Genomic DNA, 20978 nt, shown 5'->3' with positions numbered 1-20978 from the left:
CGGCTCCCCCGCCCCGTTAACGAAGGGCGGGGGAGCCAACACCTCTCAACCCGCGTCCTCCCCGCCAAACGCCTTCAGGTATTCACGCTTCAGACGGCCGGTATCCCCCCCATCGATGAAATCCCAAGGGAGCATCTCGTCGAGCGGCACCTCGCGATGCACATAGCCGTCACAATCGAGGTCCGTCTCCCGCAGCGCCTCCTTCCAGTTGCGTAGCCGGTCCGCCTCGACGAGGAGTGCGGCGAGCCTGCGGTCCCCGCGCGACAAAAGCGCCTGCTGGTACGCCTCGCGCGGGCTCTCCATCTGCAGCTTCACGTTGGAAAGCCGCCCGAGCGCCTTCTGCAGGAACTTCCATTTCTTCTCCAGCGACTTCACCGGCTCCATCGCGCACCACTGGAACGGGGTGAAGGGCTTGGGGATGAACGGGTTCACGGAGAGCTGGATCTCGCCCAGGCGCCGGTTCGCCTTCGCCGCGGCCAGCACCCGCTCCCTGATCTTCACGGTGAGCGCCACCAGCTCCTCCAGGTCCTCCTGGGTTTCGGTGGGAAGCCCGATGATGAAGTAGAGCTTCAGGTTCAATATGTCGTGGCTCACCAGCATGTCGCAGGCGGCAAGGATCTGCTCCTCGTCGATCCCTTTCTTCACGAGATCCCTCAAGCGCTGCGAGCCCCCCTCGGGGGCGAGTGCCACCGACTTCTGCCCGCTCGCCTTGAGCGCCTCGATCATCCGGCCGTCCAGGTGGTCGATCCGGAACGAGGAGACCGAGAACTTCCCCCCCGCGGCGACGATGTCGCAGCAGAGGTCCCCGATGCCGGCGTAGTCCGAGACCGCAGCGGCCACAAGCCCCACCTTCCTCCCTTCCCCCACCCCTTCCATCACCTCCCGGCGCACGAGCTCCGGAGAGCGCGTCCGGTACGGGAGGTAGATGAACCCGGCGGCGCAGAAACGGCATGCACGCGGGCAGCCGCGTGAGAGCTCGACCAGGTGCATTCCTGAGAATTCAGTCGCCGCGGTGTGGAGCACGGTAGCGGTGGGGCGGCTCTCCTGGTCGGGGTCCCAGAGGCGGCACACCTTTTCAGGCGCACCCGGCGCGACCTTGAGCGCCACCTGACGTGCCCCCTCGTACTTAGGCTCGTAGAGCGACGGCACGTACACGCCGGGGAGAGCCGAGGCATCCGCGAGGAGAGCCAGGCGCGACCCGGCACCGCGCTGCAAAAGTTCGAAGAGCCCGGGGAGGATGGGCTCAGCCTCCCCCACGCAGACTAGGTCGAGGAACGGGGCAACCGGTTCCGGGTTCAGGAAGAGGGCCGCTCCTCCCGCCATGATAAGCGGCTGCAGCGGCGAGCGTTCCGCCGCGAAAGGATGGATCCCGCTAAGACGGAAGATGACAGGGAGGTTCAGGTAATCGCTCTCAAAGGAGATGGAAAAGGCGATGAGGTCGAACGAGGAGAGCGGACGTTCCGTCTCCAGGGAGAGCAGGGTCTCCCGCGTCCGCTCGAGCTCCTCCAGCTCTTCCCGCTCCGGCAGGAAGGCACGGTCGCAGGTGACGCCTGGTAGGGCGTTCAGCATGGCGTACACCGCCTGAAAGCCCAGGTTGCTCATGGCGGAGTGATAGCGGTTGGGGTAGACCAGGCAGCAGGAGAGGCCTCCGCCACCTTTGCCGGTGACCGGGCCGCTTTCTCCTGCCAGAAGGGCGCGTTTTCTTTCAATGATCTTCCAAGACATTGCGCCAAATTACCATCTTTGGGCGACCGGGTGAAAGAAAAAAGAAGGGAGCGTAGGTTGTCAAACCGCTCCGTGCCCCCTACAGCCCCCTTGCACGCCACCCGTATACGGGCAATTTCAACTAATGAGAGTTCAATTACTTGTTTTTACACGACTAATCTGCTATGGTTCGACCATTTTAAACAAATGTTCCGAAGGAGCGGTAATGGTACTCAAGGACATGGAGGACATCCGAAACAAAGCGGATTGTCTCAAGTCGGAGCAGGAAGTCGAGGAGGCGCTGTCACGCATGGCGCAGGAGATCGCGGAGCGCCTGGCGGGAACGGACCCGGTGGCGTTCTGCATCATGAACGGCGGGTTGTTCGTGACCGGCAAACTGGTGGACAAACTCCCCTTTGCCCTCGAGCTGGATTATCTCCACGCCACCCGTTACGGCGCGGAGCTTTTCGGCGGCAACCTGCTCTGGAAGGTGAAGCCGGAACGCTCCCTGAAGGGACGCACTGTGCTCTTGATCGACGACATCCTGGACGAAGGGGTGACGCTCGCCGAGATCACCAAGTTCTGCCGGGAGGAAGGTGCGGCCGAGGTGTACACCGCCGTCCTCGTGGACAAGTTACACGACCGCAAGGCGCCCGGCGCCAAGGCCGACTTCGTCGGTCTCGAGGTTGAAGACCGCTTCCTGTTCGGCTGCGGCATGGACATCGCAGGATACTGGCGCAATCTGCCCGCACTCTACGCTATGAAGGAGCAAAACCAGTAATGACCTCACGTATAGCCTCTTACTTCCAGTTCCAGCGTTTCGGCACCACCATGAAGCGTGAGATCATCGCCGGTCTCACCACCTTCCTCACCATGGCGTACATCATCATCGTCAACCCGGCCATCCTCGAGAATGCCGGCATTCCGCGCGGCCCCTCCACCACCGCGACCATCATCGCCGCCGTCTTCGGCACCGTGCTCATGGCCTTCTTCGCCAACCGCCCCTTCGCCATCGCGCCCTACATGAGCGAAAATGCCTTCATCGCCTTCGTCGTCGTTAAGGTGATGGGTTATTCCTGGCAGACCGCCCTCGCCGCCGTCTTTTTCGCCGGCGTCATCTTCACCCTGCTCACCCTTTTCAAGGTGAGGAGCTGGCTTGCCGAATCGATCCCGCTTTCGCTCAAATGCGCCTTTGCAACCGGCATCGGCCTATTCCTGACCTTCATCGGCCTCAACGAAACCGGCATCGTGGTGCTCGGCGTTCCGGGCGCGCCTGTGAAACTGGGTGACCTGTCCCACCCTTCGGTGCTCCTCGCCGTCTGCGGCCTGCTGTTCACCGTGGTGCTCATCTCACGCAAGGTGCTCGGGGCGATGATGATCGGTATCGTGGTCACCACCATCGCCTCCATCATCCTCAAGGTTACCCCGCTTCCGAACTCCTTCGTGAGCATGCCGCCGGACATCACCCCGATCCTCTTCAAGCTCGACTTCGCCGGTGCCCTCACCCCCGGCTTCTTCCCGATCATCCTGACCATCTTCATCATGGCGTTTCTCGACACGGTCGGGACACTCCTCGGCCTCTCCATGCGCGCCGACCTCCTCGATGAAAACGGCAACCTCCCGGAGATCGAGAAGCCGATGCTGGCCGACGCACTGGCCACAGTCGCCGCGCCGCTCCTCGGCACCACCACCACCGGCGCCTACATCGAGTCGGCCGCCGGTATCGAGGAAGGTGGCCGCACCGGCTTCACCGCGCTCGTCACCGCGCTATTCTTCCTGCTCGCACTCTTCTTCGCACCGCTTTTCACCATCGTACCGGCACACGCCTACGGCATCGCCCTCATCGTGATCGGCTCCTACATGATCAGCCCGCTCGCGAAGATCGATTTCGACGACTTCACCGAGCTGATCCCGGCCTTCCTGACCGTGGTGCTGATGATCTTCACCTACAACATCGGGGTCGGCATGACCGCCGGCTTCATCGCCTATCCCCTCATGAAAGGGGCGACGGGCCGCATCAAGGAGATGAAGGGGGGCATGTGGGTACTGGCGCTCCTGTCGCTCTCCTACTTCCTCTTCGGCGCCAAGTAAACCGACGCCGCCACAACCGGCAACCCGAGGCCGCTGCATCGAAAGGTGCGGCGGCCTTTTTTTGTCCACTCCACCGCCTCTCGCCCCCTCTCCTCCCCCCACATTTTTGGCTAAAGTTTCCGGCACCCGCCACCGATATGAAAACGAAATTCAAAACCTCCTCACTGCGACGATAAGAAGCACGATGCACCGCGGCCGAAGGCAGGGGAGGCCGGAACATCCCCGCAAGAAAGGAATATCCGTCATGTTGAAGAACCTGAAGATACGCACGAAGCTGTCGTTGATGATCGCCGTTCCCGTCCTGGGAATGGTGCTCTTTTCCCTCTGGAACGCAAAGAAGGACTACGCGCTGCTCCAGGGATTGGTCCAGACCCAGAAATTGACGGCTCTCGCGGTGCAGGTGGGAGAGCTCTCGCACCAGATCCAGAAAGAGCGCGGCTACACCTCCGGCTTTCTCAATGCAAAAGGTACGAAATTCAAGGAGGAGCTCGCAGGGCAGCGTGCCAAGGTGGACAAAGCGATCGAGGATGTGACCGCTTTCCAGAAAAAAAACGAGGACTCGGTGAAGCTGGTGAAGCCGAGCCTCGACACGGCCGCAGCCGCCATTGACAAGCTGAAGACGACCCGCTCCGGGATCGACACCCTGCAGGTCACCGGCGCCCAGGCCTACACTTTCTACACCGGCCTCATCAACTCCTATATGGACGTAGTGGCCGCCGTCGCCACCACAAGCGGCAAGCGCGAGGTGATGCGCCAGGCAACCGCCTACTACAGCTTCGTGAAGGCCAAGGAGGAGACCGGCAAAAGAACGCGCAACGCTGAATGCGGTCCTCGCCGCGGATGCGCTCGACCAAGATAGACTGCAGCGCACCATGACCATACTCGCAGCACAGCAGGACTACCTTGACCTGTTCCGCAAGTTCGCCTCGCCTGAGGCAATCAGCGCCTTTGACGAGAAGGCGAAAACCCCGGTATTCGCGAAAGTCGAGGAGATAAGGGGTGCGGTGCTCTCCAAGGGTATCTCCGGGCACTTCGGCATCCCGGCCGAGACCTGGTTCCCGGCCATCACCGAGAAGATCGACACCATGAAGGAGGTCGAGGATGTGCTCACCAAGGAGATCCTCGCCACTGCCGGCGGGCTCGCGCACAGCGCCAAAGTCACCCTCATCCTGAGCCTCGTGCTCGCCGCCCTGGCGAGCCTCGGCACCTGCCTGCTCGGCTTCATCATCACGGCCGGCATCACGAGACCGCTCTCCCGGATGCTCGGCATGCTAAAGGACATCGCAGAGGGGGAAGGCGATCTCACCAAACGGCTTGAGGTGGGACGCAGGGACGAACTTGGCGAGGTGAGCACCTGGTTCAACCGCTTCATCGAGAACGTGCACGGCATCGTCGCGCAGCTTTCCAGCAACACCATGCAGCTCTCCACGTCATGCCAGCAACTGAGCGCAACCGCGGTGCAGATAGCGACCGCCGCCGAGGAAGTTGCCTCGCAGTCCGGCGCGGTCGCCACGGCGAGCGAGGAGATGAGTGCCACCTCGAACGACATCTCCGCCAACTGCTCCCAGGCGGCGGAGTCGTCAAACCGCGCCAGCGACACGGCGCGCGGCGGCGCCGAGGTGGTGCAGCAGACCCTGATCGGCATGCAAAAGATCGCAGAAAGGGTCCAGGAGTCGGCGCGGACGGTACAAAACCTCGGCACCCGCTCCGACGAGATCGGCGCCATCGTCGGTACCATCGAGGACATCGCGGACCAGACGAACCTGCTTGCGCTGAACGCAGCCATCGAGGCGGCCCGGGCCGGCGAGCAGGGACGCGGCTTCGCCGTGGTGGCCGACGAGGTGCGAGCGCTCGCGGAGAGAACCACCAGGGCCACCAAGGAAATCGGCACCATGATCAGGGCGATCCAGGGTGACACGAACGGGGCGGTGACAAGCATGAAGCTCGGCGTACAGGAGGTGGAGGGCGGCATGGAGAGCTCGCGACGCTCCGGCGAGGCACTCGACCAGATCCTGAACGCCATCGGGGAGCTCACCACACAGATCCATCAGATCGCCACCGCGGCGGAAGAGCAGACCGCAGTGACCGGCGAGATAACCGCCAACATCGGCACCATCACCGGGGTGGTCTCCGAGACGGCAAACGGGGCGCACGAGACGGCAAGGGAGGCGACGCAGATGTCCACCCTCGCCTCGGAACTGCAACAGATCGTGGGACGGTTCAAGCTCGCGTAAAACCGAAGACACAAACGAACAACAGGTGCATCTTCACGGCATCTGCGCAGAAGACGACAGAGCCTCGCCAGTCGTCGATGCTTTCCGCAGAATGGCTTATCCAATCGCCCCCCCTTATCACAGGGGGGGCGATTCATTGCACCCGCTCAGCGCGCTCTCACATCCATGCCGAGTGCCGTAAGTATTGATCCAGCCCCCCCCCGACGCAAAGCGATGACTCACGCGGCAAGCTTCGATCTTTTTGCATCGGAAGGTTGACAGCAAGAAAGGTCCCCTTATACTTGGTGAAAATTTCCTAAAAAAGGAGACCCAAAAATGAAAAAGGTACTGATCGCTTTCGTAATCACCCTGTTGAGCAGTGCTTCCGCTTTCGCCGCCGGCCAGGCCCATACCAACGTAGGATGCGGCCTCGGCACCATGATCTTCCAGAACAAGGCCGACAACTCGATCATCCTCCAGGCCTTCCAGGCCACCACCAACGGCACCTCGGGTTCCCAGACCTTCGGCATCTCCTCCGGTACCTCCGAGTGCCAGCAGCCGAGCAAGATCGTCCAGAACGAGAAGCTGAACCAGTTCGTGCGCGCGAACATGGACAACCTCGCAAAAGAGATCGCCATGGGCAAGGGTGAAACCCTCGATACCTTCGTCGAGATGCTCGGTGTGAAAGGGGCCGAAGGGGACGCCTTCAAGGCGAAGCTGCAGGCTAACTTCAGCAGCATCTTCACTTCCGACAAGATCGTGATGGCCGAGGTGATCGACAACGCGGTGGCGGTAAACAACAACTAGGACAGGGCAGCCTTTTCTCAGCCGGGTGCACAGCAAAAGCTGTGCACCCGTTTTTTGTCTGCTGTAACGTCTCAAACCATGCTATGAGCACTGTAATGACACGATCCCTGCTGCGTCACACCTTCCTCGCCTTCGCGTTCGTCCTCTGCACCGCCGCCGCGTCCGTTGCCGAGGACGCCGCCACCTACCCTGACCAGTTGCTCTGCAAAGCCAGGGAAGCTCACCTCGCGGAGCAGCGGGGCTGGCACATCCTGCTGCACTACAAGAAAAAGCTCACTGTCGGCACGATAAGCCGCATCTCCGATCCGGCCTTTTTCCTGTCCCGCACCGGCAGAACCGACCCCGAGGCGGAGCTCGAAGCGACCATCCACGCGTTTTTCACGCCGTCCGCTCCCGACGGAGAGCACCCCATCTGCCGCTTCCCGGCACGCCTTGCCTGGCTCAGCGAACAGTTGCACGTCGACCCGGCGCGGCTTCCTGCCACCGCCTGCTCGGAACAAAAGGAGCAGTTGCGCACCATCGATGCGCGTTCCGCGGTCCTCGTCTTCCCGGTCGGACACATCAACAGTCCCGCCTCGATGTTCGGGCACACCCTGATCCGCATCGACGGCAGCAGCAAAAGCAGCCTCATCTCATACGCGGTGAACTACGCGGCTGACGCCAACGACACCAACGGTTTTCTCTACGCCTTCAAGGGGCTCTCCGGCTTCTACAAGGGGTACTATTCCCTCCTTCCCTACTACGAGAAGGTGAAGGAGTACGCCGACCTCGAGCACCGAGACATGTGGGAGTACCGGCTTAGGCTCTCCAGGGAGGAGGTGGAGCGCCTGCTCCTGCACGCCCTGGAGCTGCAGCGCATCTCCTCGGACTACTACTTCCTCGACGAGAACTGCTCTTACAACCTACTGTTTCTGCTCGAGGCGGCACGCCCGACGCTGCACCTGTCGGACCAAACCGGCGTCTTCGTGCTGCCAACCAACACCATCGACATCGCAAGGCAAAGCGGCATCCTCGAGGACGCGGTCTACCGCCCGTCGCAGGGAAGGCGCATCGCGCAGATCGCCTCGCTGCTTGACGAACAAGGGCAGCAGGCGGCCCTCGAGCTCGCCCAAGGGAAACGGGAGGCGAAAAGCCTGCACGCGGGCGATGCCGGCGACGAACAAAGGCGGGAGATCCTTGACCTGGGGGCCGAACTCATCCAGCTGCGCCTGTCCCGAAAGGAGCTCGAGCCTCAGGACTACAACCGGCTCTACCTGAAGATCCTCGCGGAGCGGAGCGCGCTCGGCAAGGGAGAGGCCGCCTACGACATCGCCCCCCCTCCCCCTCCCGACGCCGGGCATCGCACGAGCACGGTCGGCATCGGCGGCGGGGCGCGCCGCGGCGACGGTTATATCGCAGTTCACCTGCAACCGGCCTTCCACGGTCTCCTCGACCCGGACCAGGGGTACCTAGCCGGGGCGCAGATCAAGTTCTTCGACACGCTCGTCGACTACGTTCCGGAGCAGGAACGCCTGAGGCTGCGCACCATGCACCTGCTCGACATCCTCTCCGCCGCCCCGAGGGACCGCTTCTTCAGACCCTTCTCCTGGAAGATCGCAGCGGGATGGGACACCGAGGTGATGAAAGACGGCCGGGATTCCCTGATCTTCCGGCTGAACAGCGGCGGCGGGCTTGCGCGCAGGTCCCCCTTCGGCGGCATCCTGTATGGCTTCGCCGAGGCGGACATAAACGCGGGGAAAAGGCTACGCGGGTCGGTTGCGGCGGCCCCTGGCGTGTCGCTTGGCGCGCTCGAGCAGGTGCGCGACTGGTGGAAAGTTCAGGTTCTGGGTGAGGCCTTCTTCTACGTTGTAGGTGACGACCGCATATCGCTCAAAGCAAGCCTCGCGCAGAACTTCAGGCTGGCACAGCACCAAAGTCTGGCACTCGTCTTAAGTTACGGCGATGTCTCCGGACACGCAGTCCCAGAAGCAAGAGTTCTCCTTAACTGCTACTTCTGAGGTAACTTCTCTTTTAGTGATTCAACTCACAGGGATTCACCGTAAGTACATAGCCATTTTATTGACATCGGAGAGGGCAATGTGCATAATTTTCAAGACACATACATAACTGCAAGATAGACGATAATACTCAACCATCCGCGAGGATGGGGCGGAAAGCCTATTGGGTCTCCCTGAGACAGCCGGGTTGCCGAAATATCACTGGATATTCTGCCCCGGCTTTTTTGCGTTCCGAGGCAGAGCTCACTGGAGTGCAGGCCCAGGGGAGATTATCGTCATGCGTTGCACCCTCTTCAGCCCCGTCGTGGTTTTCCGCTCGCTCACCATCACGCGCCAGATAAGCGGCGTACCACTGAAAAACTGCGGCTGCTATATAAACCTAAGCCTCGCCCTGCAGCAGGGGGTGCACCTGCGCCACCGCGCCGGCTGCGCCTTTTTCCTGCAACACCCTCCGGCGAACATGGAGGGGAAAGCATGCTAGCAGAAACCCACCTGTCCACCCAGTTCCTATACGAGGCGCTTAGCCGCGGGAAACGGGAATGGGAACTCACCTTCGACGCGGTCCCCGACCTCATCTTCATAACCGACACCCGGCACACCATCACCCGGGTCAACCGCGCCATGGCGGAGCGGGTCGGGATGCATCCATCCGAGCTCCCCGGCCGCAAATGCTACGAGATCTTCCACGGGCTAAAGGCATCCCCGGACACCTGCCCTTTCCTGCGGCTCATGGAAGATGGCGAGGCCCCGAACGTTGAGATCGAGGAAAAGCATCTGGGCGGCTTCTTTGAGATATCCGTCTCTCCCCTCTACAACGAGGTCGGCGAGCTTGCCGCCTGCGTGCACGTAGCCCGGGACATCACCGAACGCAAGAAGGCCGAGGAATATCGACTCGCACTGGAACAACAGCTGCAACAAACGCAAAAGCTCGAAAGCCTCGGCGTCCTTACCGGCGGCATCGCGCACGATTTCAACAACATCCTGACCATCATCCTCGGGCACTGCGTGCTGGCCCGCAACATCGCGCTCCCGGACAAAACGGTGAAACACCTGGAGCAGATCGAGATCGCAGGAAACCGGGCCGCCGACCTCTGCCGCCAGATGCTGACCTATGCCGGGAAAAGCCCGCTCGTGCAGTCCGAGATCGATCTCCGTGCCCAGGTGAGCGAGATTATCAGCATGCTCCAGCCCGCCTTCAAGAAGAACGTCTCCTTCAGCTGCGAGCTCCCCCATGGGCTGCCGCCGGTGACCGGAGACCGCAGCCAGGTCCAGCAGATCATAATGAACATCATCGTGAACGCGGTGGAGGCGATCGGTGACAGCAAAGGGACGGTACGCGTCGCTCTGGAAAGCTGCACGGTGGGGGAAGGCGAGGCCGACTTCTTCGGCAGCGAGATCCTACATGGTCCCTACGTCCGCCTCCAGGTGAGCGATACCGGCTGCGGCATGACCGAGGAGACCCAGAGACGGATCTTCGAGCCGTTCTTCAGCACCAAGTTCACCGGCCGCGGCCTCGGGATGTCCGCCATCATGGGGATCATCAAATCGCACAAGGGGGCGTTGCAGCTTTTCAGCACACCGGGCAGCGGCACCACCTTCAAGGTCTACTTCCCCGTAAGCACCGTATTAGACGAAAAGACTCCGCGCCGTGACGATGCCTCCCAGGCACCCGGGCCGCGCGAGCCGCTTAACGGCACCGTGCTCCTCGTTGACGACGAACCTGAGCTGCGCAGCGTCGGCACGGTTCTCCTGACCGCCCTGGGATGCAGGGTCGTCACCGCCTGCAACGGCCTTGAGGCGCTAGAAGTCTACCGCGACCGCGAGGGGGACATCGACCTGGTCGTCATGGACCTCACCATGCCGGAGATGGACGGTCTCGAGGCATACCACGAACTGCGCAAAAAGAACCTGTCGCTCCCCGTCCTTTTTTGCAGCGGCTATGGCAAGAAGGAGGTCTCTCCGTTCATCGACCGCGATCGGCATGCCGCCTTTATGGCGAAGCCGTACCGGATGGACCTGCTGCACGAGATGCTCGCTAAGCTGTGGCAGGTCGACCGCATCCCACCTCTGTAACAATGATCCCTGCACCGTCCACTCCTGTGCCGAAATCTCCCCCAGCTCGCAGGTGCATCAGGGAAGCTTTCGCCGTTAGGGCGCGCTTCTGCTCGTCCCGTCCCCTCCCGCCTAAGTGCAATTGTTCTGTCATAGTGAGTGATGCCGCTGTATGAGCACCACCTGGAATGAGATGAAGCCGCCCGCCAATCTCTCCTTCAGTTTTACCGGTAAATGCCGAGAAGAGTATGAATGCAGCGTTACCGCAGACATACTCTCACAGCCACGATCCCACCAGAGTGAACCGGAAGGTTACCCAATGAAAGACCACTACTGGCGTGCCATAAGCATCGACAGCATAGATCCCGAATACTTTCCGTCCATCCCGCTGTTCATGAAGAGTGCGGGTAACTACGTGCTGTACAAGGACGCTCAGAGAAAATTCTCCAGTTCCGACCGCAGCAGGATGGAAAGAAACGGCATCGAGTTCATGTACGTCAGATCGGGCGACATGGAGGAGCTGTCGGCGTACCTGGAGAAGGGGCTGGATGAGCTGCTGAACAACGATGATCTGGACAGTGCAAGAAAAGGGAAAATCCTGTACCAGACCTCGATCAACTACCTGGTCGACGCCTTCGAGGCCCCCGAACAGGCAGCGAACCTGGAGCGATGCCGGCAACTGGTACGTCACCTGATGCATTACGTGGCAGGCGACGAACACGCCCTGCACTCGTTTCAGGGCGTTGTGGCCCATAACCTTTACATCTACGCCCACAGCGTACAGGTGACCGCGCTGAACCTCCTGGCACACGAAAAGCTCTTCCAGGTGGACCCGGACGAACTGGTGGATGTGGGGGTGGGGTCCATGCTGCACGACTACGGCATGATCTTCGTCACCAACGAAATACTGAACAAGCCGGACGCCCTCTCGGACGTCGAGTACTACAAGATCAAGCAGCACACCCAGAAGGGTTACGAGTTCCTGATGGACAGCCACCACTTCAGCGACGTATCCCTCACCATCGTGCGTCACCACCATGAGCGCTACGACGGCAACGGCTATCCCACGGGCCTCAAGGGCGACAACATCCCCCGCAGCGCCCAGCTCTCGGCCCTTTGCGACATGTACAGCGCCCTAACCCTCGACCGGGTGTACCGCAAGGCGGTCCCCCACCAGGAAGCGGTCCGCATGATGCGCGAGGAATCGGGGAAGGCGTTCAACCAGCAGCTCCTCGAACATTTCATCGAGCTGGTCAGCGACCGCAAAGAGTAACGCCCCCGCTCCCATAAGCCGTGCGACAGGCCTCTTTTTTAAGCATCAGTCCCACATCCCCCCACACCCGAGACGGCAACGCAACCCACCGCTGCGCCTTTTAGCCCCGCATTTATCGCCACTTACCCACTTACCCCGCCTGTCATAAAATTGACCTTTGCTAATAATATATGCTAACCTGGTGTCAGCAGCATCGGATTGTATACATCTGCAACCTGGCGCCGCGACGCTCGCAAGCGGCGATGCCGCTTCGGACGCAGGCGGGGCCTCCCCACGAAACGGGGTATGGAGGTCAGAAGATGAGAACAGTAAGAAGGTTGCTATTCACAACGGTGGCAATGCTCGGCCTGATGGGAATGACCACTGGCTCAGGTTATGCCGCGGACGCCGGCATGCACTCGGGCAAGACCCACAAGGCGTCGCCCCATAAAACGACGCACAAAACAGGCGCCCACAAAACGATGCATAAGGGGACAACACACAGGACAGGCGCCGCTTCCGGCACAGGCGCAGGCGGTAGCGTTCAGAGCTTCGAGTCCGGGACAGCGCTGCCAAGCGGCGTCGGGGCAAGGACTACGGTGCGGCAGGACTTCACCGTTGAACGGCTAGGTCCGGACACCGGCGGCGCCATGGGCACCGGCGCAGGCGGAACGGTAGGTGGAACCACGGGTACCTACGATCAGAGGGGCACTGGCGGTACGCTGAACCAGACCCCGGGCAGCTACTACAACCAGGGGACCGGGACCGGGACCGGTAGTGGCACCGGTGGCACGCTGAACCGGACCCCGGGCAGCTATTACGACCAGGGGACCGGCGGCAGCTACGACAACCGGGGAACCGGGACCGGCACCGGCGGTACGCTGAACCAGACCACCCCGGGCACCTATGACAACCAGGGTGCAAGCGGCACGTACTACAACCAGGGTACCGGCATCGGCACAGGCACAGGCGGAACCATGGGCACCGGCACCGGCACCGGCACGATGGGTACCGGCACCGGCACGATGGGCACCGGTACCGGGGGCACCACGGGAACCGGCACTGGCACCATGGGAACGGGGGGGTAGCACCGGTACCGGAACCGGTGGCACGGGCTCGATGGGCACCGGCGGTGGTGTCGGTAGATAAACGGGATGGATTATGAGATGACAGAAGAGGAAGGAAGGGTTACGGGGATTGCCCGTAGCCCTTTTTTTATGCTCCGCCGGCGCCGCCGGCGGAAAGGAGCACGGCGCCCTGGGTCTCGCCATGCCTTGTGTCCCGGTCGTAGTCGATCTGGATCTCCTTGAGGTGCCGGAACTTCTCCTCGGTCCGCTTCGTTATCTCGGCGGCAAGTTCCTCTTCGCTGCCGAAACTGGGGAGGGTGGCGAACATCTCGTTCACCTGGGAAGCGGCCTGTACCGCCAGGTCCTTGTGACCGTACTCATGACGCTGCAGATGTGCCAGATACTCCTTCCACCGGCCGGCGAGCTCCGGCGGGCAGGAGTCGGCATCCAGCCGGGGTAGGTAGTAGCAGATCTCCACGGTCGTGTCCGCGGACCGCACCGAATAGCGGCCGTTGTTGCTGGCGACACGGTACTTGTAATGGATATCCCAATTGGTAAGGGCGGAGTAGACCTTGCCGTCGCTCCACCTGGTCCCTTTCTGATTGATCTGCTCCCTCAGTTGATCGAGGCTATTGCCGCTTATCTCATAAAAGCGGTACCCCTCCCGGACCTTCAGCTCGCACGACGGTGCTTCCGCAGCAAATAGATTGGACGAGCAGGCTAAAACAAATAGGGCGATCGCCGCGCGGGCGGTTAAACGGTGCACCATAGGGAAGGAGACTCCGATATTGGGATGAAAAGGTAAAGCCACGATATCCCAATGAGGAGAAGGCACGGGTGACACGTATCACAATGGAGCGAGATTCCGCCTTTTACCAGTCGCGCGCGCAGTCGCTGCCGACGAGGGAGCTGCCCCACGGCGTCGCAGTGGTTCCCTCCCGGCGCCTTCCCAGTCGCAAAACGACAAGACACGCCGCACAGGTGGACGAGGTGAGGATGAGGGCAAACTGGGCCCCGGTGCATGCGGCGATGGCGCCGACAAGGAGGCTGCCTATGGGTGCCGCCCCCAAAAGAGCCAGGGTATAGGCCCCCATGACGCGGCCCCGCAGCCGGTCAGGGCAGTTTTGCTGCAGAGAGCAGTTCACCCGGGCCAGGAAGATGACGACGGCGGCCCCAGCGGTGAAGAGCGCGACGAGGGATAGGAGATAGTTCGTTGAAAGCGCGAAGAGCAGCAGCGCAAGCGGTAACAGCATCCCTGCCGGCAGGTGGTCGTCGCGCCGTTGCGGCAGACGTGCCGTGGCGGCGAGCCAGAGGGCGGCAAGCAGGGAGCCTCCGCCAAGGGAGGCGGACATGGTGCCAAGGCCCCGGGGGCCCGCAGCGAACGAATCGGCGAACACCGGGAGCAGGGGGACGAACGGGATTGCGAGAAGGCCCACAAGCAGCACCGAGGTGAGGAGCAGGGTGATCTCCCGGTGCATCATTACAAAGCGCATCCCCCCGCGCAGTTCCGCGACAGATAGGGGCCGGCACCTCACGGGACGCTCAACCCTGCGGTATGGAACGCGTACGAAAAATAACGTCACCCCTCCGGCAAGAAAGCTCGCGGCGTTTATGAAAAAGCAGGAAGCAGCCCCGCAGGAGGCGATGAGGCACCCCGCTGCGGCGGCGCCAAGGAGGCGGGTTGCGTTGAAGGCTACCGCGTTGCAGGCGACGGCCTGACCGATCTGCTCGCGCGGAACGAGCTCAGCGAGGAGCGCCTGGCGCGCAGGGACGTCGAAGGCGTTCAGCGCCCCCTGAAAGAAGGCGAGCGCCATGATGACCGGGGTGGTCGCCGCACCTCGGAAGGCGAGCGCACCGAGCATAAGGCTCGGGACGATGGAGCTAAGCTGGGTGACAATGAGGAGGGTGCGACGGTCGAAGCGGTCAGCGCTTATCCCACCCAACACGCCGAAGAGTAGCACCGGCAGGGAAAGCATCACCGCCGTGAGCGCAAGATGCGCCGGCGAACCGGTCAGGGACCAGACCAGCCACCCCTGGGCCACCGACTGCATGACGCTGCCGAGCCAGGAGAGCCCCTGTCCGGTCCAGAAGAGGCGGTAGTTGCCGTCGGTAATCAGGGGAATGCCTTTGGCCATCTCCATACGTACCTCATTGAAAGCATCCTGGCCAAGAGACGAGGCCCGCCGGATTCGGGAGGCGCCACGCGGCGCCTCCCTGCTTATGGTTCCTTAGTTACTTGCCCATCGCCATCTTCGCGGCGTTCTCGCCCGCGATCCTGCCGAAGGTGATGGTCTGGGAGATTGAGTTGCCCCCCAGGCGGTTCTTGCCGTGCACCCCGCCGGTCCCCTCTCCCGCAGCGTAGAGGCCCGGGATCACCTTGCCGTCCTTGCCGAGCACCTCGCTGCCGGTGGTGATCTTCAGGCCGCCCATGGTGTAGTGCACGCCCGGTTTCACCTCGATGGCGTAATACCCGGCGGTGCGCAGGGCGCGCGGCAGGTCGGGGCGCTTGAACTCCGCATCGCTTTTGTCGTCGACCGCCTTGTTATAGGAGGCGATGGAGGCTTCCAGCGCGTCGGCAGGCACCTTGATCGCGGCGGCGAGATCGCGCACCGAGCCCCCCTGGCTGACCAGGTTCAGGTGGAAGTAGCCGTCGATCTGCTTCAGGCTTTTCCGTACCCCCTCGTCGAACACCAGGAAGGCGGACTGCCCCTTCTGGGCGAGGATGGCGGCGGAACATTTGTCGCGGGTGGTGAGCTCGTTCACGAAACGCTTCCCTTCGTGGTTCACCAGGATGGCGCCGTTGCCGCGCACCGCCTCGGTGATCAGGGTGCGGCTCCCGGCGGCCACGGTGGGATGGATCTGTATCTCCTTCATGTCTTTCAGCTCGCCGCCGGCCTGGTTCCCGAGCTCGATGCCGTCACCGGTCGCGCCGGGCTGGTTCGAGGTGGTCATCCCTTTGTACTCGGGGCGGTAGAAGGCAACGCGCTCGGGGTTGGCCGAGAAGCCGCCCGCCGCGATGATGACCGCCTTGGCCTTGATGGTGTACTCGCCGCTGTGTTTGCCGGCCACCCGTACGCCGATCACGCGCCCTTTCTTGTCCTCGAGGATCTTCACGACCTTGCTGTTGATACGGATGTCGATGTTGCGCTGGGCCGCGTTCTTGCGCAGCACCTCGGTGATGTGAGCACCGACCGCTGCGCCACCTTTCGGGCGATGGGTGCGGTTCACGCTCGCGCCCCCCATGCGGCCGACATCGCTCAGGTCAGCGCCGAGGCGGGTCAGCCAGTCGACCGACGAGGCGGAATTTTTGGCCAGCACCATGGCGAGCGCCGGGTCGTTCAGGTTGCCACCGCCGGTCATGGTGTCCTTGTACATGAGGTCGACCGAATCGGGAATCCCCTTCTCTTTCTGATAGACCGTTTCGGCCGCGTTCATCCCGCCTGCCGCGAGCATGCTGTTGCCTCCGGTGATCGGCTGCTTCTCGATGATGATCACCTTGGCACCGGCATCGTGGGCGGTTATCGCGGCGGTGAAGCCGGCGGCGCCGGCGCCAATCACGACGATGTCCGCCTTGTCGGCGCGCTTGGCCTGCCTTGACGTCGCGGCAGCCTTGGTCGCGACCGCCCCTCCCCCCGGGATCTTCATATCGAAGGCATGGCAGCTAAGACAGTAGGCCCAGGAAGCGGTGTGACCGTGGTGACAGGTGGTGCAATTGATTTCGCCCAGGTGCGAGCGGTGCGGGTTCACCTCCTCGCGTGACTTGCCGCCAAGCTCGGCCAGGGTGCCGTGGCAACCGACGCAACGGCTGTTCACCCCCTTTTCGCTGTCATCAACGACAATCCTCTTCCCCTTGCCGTGGCAATCCGCGCACGCCGCCTTCCCATCGTGCAGTTTTGCCAGGGGCTCTGCACCGCCGGCCCAAAGCACCGTAGCCGATACCAGCACCAACAGTGCCGCCAACAAAATGCCCAACTTTGAATTCATCATCTTTCTCCTTTCGCGTCTGTTTGCGTATTACCGCCCGCCTCCGGTTGGTATGACCCTTACCGGAAAAACGCCCTCCCGAAGGGGCGCCCTTGCGCCTTCTGACAGAGCACGAGCGATGCCAACACCACCATCGACCGTAAAGGTGCTGATTTAATGATAACTTTAGCCACCACCTTGAAGAGCGCAAGAAGGGCCAACGATAACCAAAGGTTATGGGACGAACACCGCTCATTAGCAAAGTATCCAATGCTTTCAAATGTTTACCAACAGGTATAACCCAGGGTTATGGTTATGCCCTTCGGCAATACCTTTTCGTGGTCCCATTTCTCCCATACCAGGGGCAAATCAGTTGCCAGCACACATGCAAACATGATATGCATACGCAGTTTTTTGCATGTAATGCGGGCCGCGTACTGCACGGCGGCGCAATGTGATGCTGGCCCTTCAAACGGAGGTGTTCCAATGGGGAAAGAGAGAGCAGCAAGGCAGGAGACGCGGCAAAATCAAAGTCCCGCGGCGGGGGTAAGGCGCTCGCCATTTGAGATCCTGGGCGGCAGCACGTGGCTGCAGCTCGCCTTGATCGCCATAGTGGGACTTCTGGCGTACTCCAACACCTTCCATGCCCCCTTCGTCATCGACGACGAAGGCTCCATCACCGAAAATCCGGTGATCAAGAACCTCGCCTCGTTCCTCTTCGACGGGACCGGCTACCGTTACAACCCACGCCGCTTCATCGGGTACCTCACCTTCGCCCTGAACTACAGCATGGGTGGGCTGGAGGTCACCGGGTACCACATCTTTAACACCGCCGTACACCTCTTAAACGGCGCCTTCGTCTTCCTCCTCGTACGCCTGACGCAGCAGACACCGTTCTTCAGGACGACGGAGGAAGCGGAAGACGCGGGCCGCGGCATCGCTCCCGGAACGCTCGCGCCGCTCATAGCCGCCCTCCTTTTCGTCGCCCACCCGATCCAGACCCAGGCGATCACCTACGTGGTGCAGCGCTTCGCCTCACTCGCGACCCTCTTCTACCTCGCCTCGCTCACCTGCTACATCCAGGCGCGTCTGCGGCAGGAGGCCCGCGCCGGGGTGTCGCGGGGGGCCACCATCACGTGGTATATGGCGGCACTTCTGTGCGCCCTGCTGGCGATGAAAACCAAGGAGATCGCCTTCACGCTCCCCTTGACCGTCGCGCTCTACGAGTTCTCCTTCTTCGGGAGCCCGTCGCGGAAGCGGTTACTCTTGCTGCTTCCGCTCGCGGCGACCCTGCTCGTCGTCCCGCTAGGTCTCATGCAGTCCGGTAAACCGCTCGGAGAGATGCTTGGCGAGATGGACCGGATCGCACGAGAGACGACTAGCATCTCCCGGGGTGACTACCTGCTCACCCAGTTCAGCGTCATCGTCACCTACCTGAGGCTCATGCTCATACCTATCGGGCAGAACCTCGACTACGACTACCCCGTCTTCCATACCCTCTTCGCCCCACGGGTCTTCCTCTCCTTGCTGCTGCTCGTCGCCCTGGCCGGGACGGGAGTCTACCTGTACCGCCGCTCGTCGCGCGAGCCATGGCAGCGGCTGGCCGGGTTCGGCATCTTCTGGTTCTTTATCACCCTGAGCGTCGAGTCGAGCGTCATCCCGATCCGGGATGTCATCTTCGAGCACAGGGTCTACCTCCCCTCGGTCGGGATCTTCTGTGCCGCCGCTGCGCTTCTTGCCCCACTGCTCGCGCGGCTCGCCCCCCGTGCGGCGGCCGCCGCAGTCGGAGTCGTCGTCCTCGTGCTTTCCGTCTCCACCTGGCAACGGAACCTGGTATGGGGAAGCGCGGTCACTCTGTGGCAGGACTGTGCCGAGAAGGCACCCGGCAAGGCGCGCCCCCACAACAACCTGGCCATAGCGCTCCTCGCTGCGGGGCGCAACGACGAGGCAGCCACCGAACTGAAAACCGCCTTGAAGATCGACCCGGGGAACGTGGAGGCGCTTAGGAACCTTGGAGCGGCCTACGAGAAAACGGGAGGGGTGGAGCAGGCGATTAGCCAGTACCGGGCCGCCCTGCAGGGGAACCCGGACAACAAGTACGCGCACTACAACCTGGCGGTTGCGTACAGCAAACAGGGAAAAACCGACGAGGCGCGCGCCGAATTGCAGCTTGCGCTCAAGGTCGACCCGGAGTACCCGGACGCGCACAACAACCTGGGCGTACTATATGCGAACCAGCGGATGATGAATGAGGCAATCGAGGAGTTTAGCCTTGCCGTGAAGTTCGATCCTCGCTCGGCGGAAGGACGCAAGAACCTTGGGGTCGCGCTGGGGATGAGTGGAAAACAGGAGGAGGGGATCGCCCAGTTGCGGACGGCGGCCGACCTGCAGCCGGGGAATGCTGAGATTTACAACAGCATGGGGATCATATACGCGAACCAGGGGCGCTTCAGGGACGCGGCCTCCGCATTCGAAAAAGCGGTGCAGCTGAGTCCGCAGGAACAGAAGTACCTAAACAACCTGTATCACGCCAAAGCGCAAGGGGGGTGAGGCAAAGAGTTGGCCTAAAGCTTTTACCTTAATGAGCCGATGAGATAGCATCGGTAACTGCATGCAGCAGAGTGAGGGAAAAGCGTATGGGGACCTGCACGGGAGTAGGATTCAGCAGCAACAGGAATCCGTCGGCGGCCGGCAAAGAGGCCGCCCGGAAAGCCCTGGAACAGGCGAAGGTGACGACGCCCGACTTCGTCCTAGTGTTCGCCACCGTGGGCTACGACCAGCACCAGCTTATCGCATCGATCAGGGAGGCGACCGGCGGTGCCCTTTTGTGCGGTTGCTCCGGCGAGGGGATCATCACGCACGGGACCTGCATCGAGTCCAACTTCGGCGTCAGCGTCATGACCATCGCCTCCGACGAGATCCGCTTTCATAGCGCCCACATCAAGGAGATCGAGGGGAGGGCCGAGGCGGCGGGCGAGGAGCTTGCCGTGACGCTCAAGCCCCTCACCGCACCCGACACCCGGGCCTGCCTGCTCTTTGCCGACGGCCTCGTCTTCAACTTCGACCCCTTTCTCTCTTCTTTCGAAAGGACCATGGGGCGGCAGGAACCGCTCCCGTTCTTCGGCGGGCTCGCCGCCGACAACTGGGCCCTCCACGCAACCTACCAGTACCACAACGACGAGGTCTTCACCGGGGGGATGGTCGCCGTCCTCATGTCAGGTTCCGCCAGCATCGCCTGGGGGGTGAACCACGGCTGCGTTCCGGTCGGGAGCAAGCGCACCATCACGCGCTGCGCCGGGAACGTGATCCAGGAGATCGACGGCAGGCCTGCCCTGGAGGCGCTCCAGGAATACCTCGACCCGGATTGGATGACGCAGTGGAACAAGTCGTCCCTCAACCTCTGCCTCGGCTTCAAGACGCCGGAGCACATGAGGCAGGGGTACGAGGAGTACGTGATCCGCTACATGCCCGGGAAGAACGACGGCGCAGGTGAGGTGATTATCCAGTCGGAGGTCACCCCCGGAACCGAGCTCTGGATCATGCGCCGCGACAAGGAACTCATCACCGCCGGTCTCGGCGCGATCTCCAGGGAGCTGAGAACCCTGCCCGAAAGCGTGCCGAAGTTTGTGCTCCACTTCGAGTGCGTGGGCCGCGGCAAGATGGTGTTCCGCGAAAGCGAGAAAAGCGCCCTGCTTTCGTCGCTGCAGCGTGAGTTCCCGGACGAGGTCCCATGGATCGGTTTTTACACCTACGGCGAGATCGGTCCTATCGCCCACCACAACTGCTTCCACAACTTCACCGCCGTGGTAGCGGCCGTCTACTGATGGAAAGG

General features: G+C 62.0%; 16 protein-coding genes and 1 riboswitch. Of the genes, 12 read left to right on the top strand and 4 right to left on the bottom strand.

Annotation, left to right across the window (positions count from 1 at the left end; translation table 11 throughout):
• Positions 1–45: 45 nt before the first annotated feature.
• Positions 46–1725: a radical SAM protein gene (locus tag E8K79_RS16935; protein WP_136515763.1), complete on the bottom strand. Its 1680-nt coding sequence runs from the start codon at positions 1723–1725 to the stop codon at positions 46–48.
• A gap of 205 nt (positions 1726–1930) precedes the next feature.
• On the opposite strand from E8K79_RS16935, the gene E8K79_RS16930 reads away from it, so the two are divergent.
• The 10 genes from E8K79_RS16930 (at position 1931) to E8K79_RS21150 (ending at position 13204) form a co-directional block, all read left to right on the top strand.
• Positions 1931–2485: a hypoxanthine-guanine phosphoribosyltransferase gene (locus tag E8K79_RS16930; RefSeq protein WP_136515762.1), complete on the top strand. Its 555-nt coding sequence runs from the start codon at positions 1931–1933 to the stop codon at positions 2483–2485.
• A complete protein-coding gene (locus E8K79_RS16925) occupies positions 2485–3795 on the top strand; it encodes an NCS2 family permease (RefSeq protein ID WP_162604702.1) in 1311 nt (436 codons plus the stop codon). Before E8K79_RS16930 ends, E8K79_RS16925 begins: the two co-directional genes overlap by 1 nt.
• A gap of 244 nt (positions 3796–4039) precedes the next feature.
• On the top strand, positions 4040–4654 hold the full coding sequence (locus tag E8K79_RS21155; RefSeq protein WP_162604701.1) for a nitrate- and nitrite sensing domain-containing protein: 615 nt from the start codon (positions 4040–4042) through the stop codon (positions 4652–4654).
• Entirely contained in the window at positions 4614–6029 is a 1416-nt protein-coding gene (locus E8K79_RS16920) for a methyl-accepting chemotaxis protein (RefSeq protein WP_342782564.1), read from the top strand. Before E8K79_RS21155 ends, E8K79_RS16920 begins: the two co-directional genes overlap by 41 nt.
• A 315-nt stretch (positions 6030–6344) precedes the next feature.
• A complete protein-coding gene (locus tag E8K79_RS16915; RefSeq protein ID WP_136515761.1) occupies positions 6345–6815 on the top strand; it encodes a DUF3015 family protein in 471 nt (156 codons plus the stop codon).
• A gap of 95 nt (positions 6816–6910) precedes the next feature.
• Positions 6911–8812 carry an Lnb N-terminal periplasmic domain-containing protein gene (locus E8K79_RS16910; protein ID WP_136515760.1) on the top strand — a complete coding sequence of 634 codons (1902 nt, stop codon included), beginning with the start codon at positions 6911–6913 and terminating at the stop codon, positions 8810–8812.
• Between the two features lie 118 nt (positions 8813–8930).
• A riboswitch (cyclic di-GMP riboswitch) is annotated at positions 8931–9007 on the top strand.
• An 82-nt stretch (positions 9008–9089) separates the two neighbouring features.
• Positions 9090–9293 (top strand): hypothetical protein, encoded by a 204-nt coding sequence (locus tag E8K79_RS16905; protein ID WP_136515759.1) that lies wholly within the window; start codon positions 9090–9092, stop codon positions 9291–9293.
• The gene (locus E8K79_RS16900; RefSeq protein ID WP_136515758.1) at positions 9287–10885 is read left to right on the top strand and encodes a hybrid sensor histidine kinase/response regulator; all 1599 of its coding nucleotides are present in this window, start codon (positions 9287–9289) and stop codon (positions 10883–10885) included. Before E8K79_RS16905 ends, E8K79_RS16900 begins: the two co-directional genes overlap by 7 nt.
• Positions 10886–11183: 298 nt before the next feature.
• Positions 11184–12137 carry an HD-GYP domain-containing protein gene (locus tag E8K79_RS16895; RefSeq protein WP_136515757.1) on the top strand — a complete coding sequence of 318 codons (954 nt, stop codon included), beginning with the start codon at positions 11184–11186 and terminating at the stop codon, positions 12135–12137.
• Positions 12138–12436: 299 nt separating this feature from the next.
• On the top strand, positions 12437–13204 hold the full coding sequence (locus E8K79_RS21150) for a hypothetical protein (RefSeq protein WP_162604699.1): 768 nt from the start codon (positions 12437–12439) through the stop codon (positions 13202–13204).
• Between the two features lie 127 nt (positions 13205–13331).
• On the opposite strand, the gene E8K79_RS16885 is transcribed toward E8K79_RS21150, so the two are convergent.
• From E8K79_RS16885 to E8K79_RS16875, 3 genes are all read right to left on the bottom strand, one after another.
• On the bottom strand, positions 13332–13952 hold the full coding sequence (locus E8K79_RS16885) for a DUF922 domain-containing protein (RefSeq protein ID WP_136515756.1): 621 nt from the start codon (positions 13950–13952) through the stop codon (positions 13332–13334).
• A 103-nt stretch (positions 13953–14055) separates the two neighbouring features.
• On the bottom strand, positions 14056–15324 hold the full coding sequence (locus E8K79_RS16880) for an MFS transporter (RefSeq protein WP_136515755.1): 1269 nt from the start codon (positions 15322–15324) through the stop codon (positions 14056–14058).
• Positions 15325–15415: 91 nt separating this feature from the next.
• Positions 15416–17167: a flavocytochrome c gene (locus E8K79_RS16875; protein WP_136515754.1), complete on the bottom strand. Its 1752-nt coding sequence runs from the start codon at positions 17165–17167 to the stop codon at positions 15416–15418.
• 465 nt (positions 17168–17632) lie between these two features.
• Here E8K79_RS16875 and E8K79_RS16870 point away from each other — a divergent pair, with 465 nt between their 5' ends.
• Together E8K79_RS16870 and E8K79_RS16865 are read left to right on the top strand one after the other, a co-directional pair.
• Positions 17633–19696, top strand: coding sequence for a tetratricopeptide repeat protein (locus tag E8K79_RS16870; protein ID WP_162604698.1), 2064 nt, complete (start codon positions 17633–17635; stop codon positions 19694–19696).
• Positions 19697–19782: 86 nt separating this feature from the next.
• Positions 19783–20970 (top strand): FIST signal transduction protein, encoded by a 1188-nt coding sequence (locus E8K79_RS16865; RefSeq protein WP_136515752.1) that lies wholly within the window; start codon positions 19783–19785, stop codon positions 20968–20970.
• Positions 20971–20978 lie beyond the last annotated feature (8 nt).

Source organism: Geomonas edaphica, from assembly GCF_004917075.1.
Taxonomy (GTDB): domain Bacteria; phylum Desulfobacterota; class Desulfuromonadia; order Geobacterales; family Geobacteraceae; genus Geomonas; species Geomonas edaphica.
The sequence above is the reverse complement of the archived record's forward strand: the minus strand, read 5'-3'. Positions and strand labels throughout refer to the sequence as shown.

Bases quoted from the DNA above. Each gene is read 5' to 3' on its own strand.
- E8K79_RS16935 (WP_136515763.1), bottom strand. From the start codon at position 1,725: ATGTCTTGGAAGATCATTGAAAGAAAACGCGCCCTTCTGGCAGGAGAA.
- E8K79_RS16930 (WP_136515762.1), top strand. From the start codon at position 1,931: ATGGTACTCAAGGACATGGAGGACATCCGAAACAAAGCGGATTGTCTC.
- E8K79_RS16925 (WP_162604702.1), top strand. From the start codon at position 2,485: ATGACCTCACGTATAGCCTCTTACTTCCAGTTCCAGCGTTTCGGCACC.
- E8K79_RS21155 (WP_162604701.1), top strand. From the start codon at position 4,040: ATGTTGAAGAACCTGAAGATACGCACGAAGCTGTCGTTGATGATCGCC.
- E8K79_RS16915 (WP_136515761.1), top strand. From the start codon at position 6,345: ATGAAAAAGGTACTGATCGCTTTCGTAATCACCCTGTTGAGCAGTGCT.
- E8K79_RS16910 (WP_136515760.1), top strand. From the start codon at position 6,911: ATGACACGATCCCTGCTGCGTCACACCTTCCTCGCCTTCGCGTTCGTC.
- E8K79_RS16905 (WP_136515759.1), top strand. From the start codon at position 9,090: ATGCGTTGCACCCTCTTCAGCCCCGTCGTGGTTTTCCGCTCGCTCACC.
- E8K79_RS16900 (WP_136515758.1), top strand. From the start codon at position 9,287: ATGCTAGCAGAAACCCACCTGTCCACCCAGTTCCTATACGAGGCGCTT.
- E8K79_RS16895 (WP_136515757.1), top strand. From the start codon at position 11,184: ATGAAAGACCACTACTGGCGTGCCATAAGCATCGACAGCATAGATCCC.
- E8K79_RS21150 (WP_162604699.1), top strand. From the start codon at position 12,437: ATGAGAACAGTAAGAAGGTTGCTATTCACAACGGTGGCAATGCTCGGC.
- E8K79_RS16885 (WP_136515756.1), bottom strand. From the start codon at position 13,952: ATGGTGCACCGTTTAACCGCCCGCGCGGCGATCGCCCTATTTGTTTTA.
- E8K79_RS16880 (WP_136515755.1), bottom strand. From the start codon at position 15,324: ATGGAGATGGCCAAAGGCATTCCCCTGATTACCGACGGCAACTACCGC.
- E8K79_RS16875 (WP_136515754.1), bottom strand. From the start codon at position 17,167: ATGAATTCAAAGTTGGGCATTTTGTTGGCGGCACTGTTGGTGCTGGTA.
- E8K79_RS16870 (WP_162604698.1), top strand. From the start codon at position 17,633: ATGGGGAAAGAGAGAGCAGCAAGGCAGGAGACGCGGCAAAATCAAAGT.
- E8K79_RS16865 (WP_136515752.1), top strand. From the start codon at position 19,783: ATGGGGACCTGCACGGGAGTAGGATTCAGCAGCAACAGGAATCCGTCG.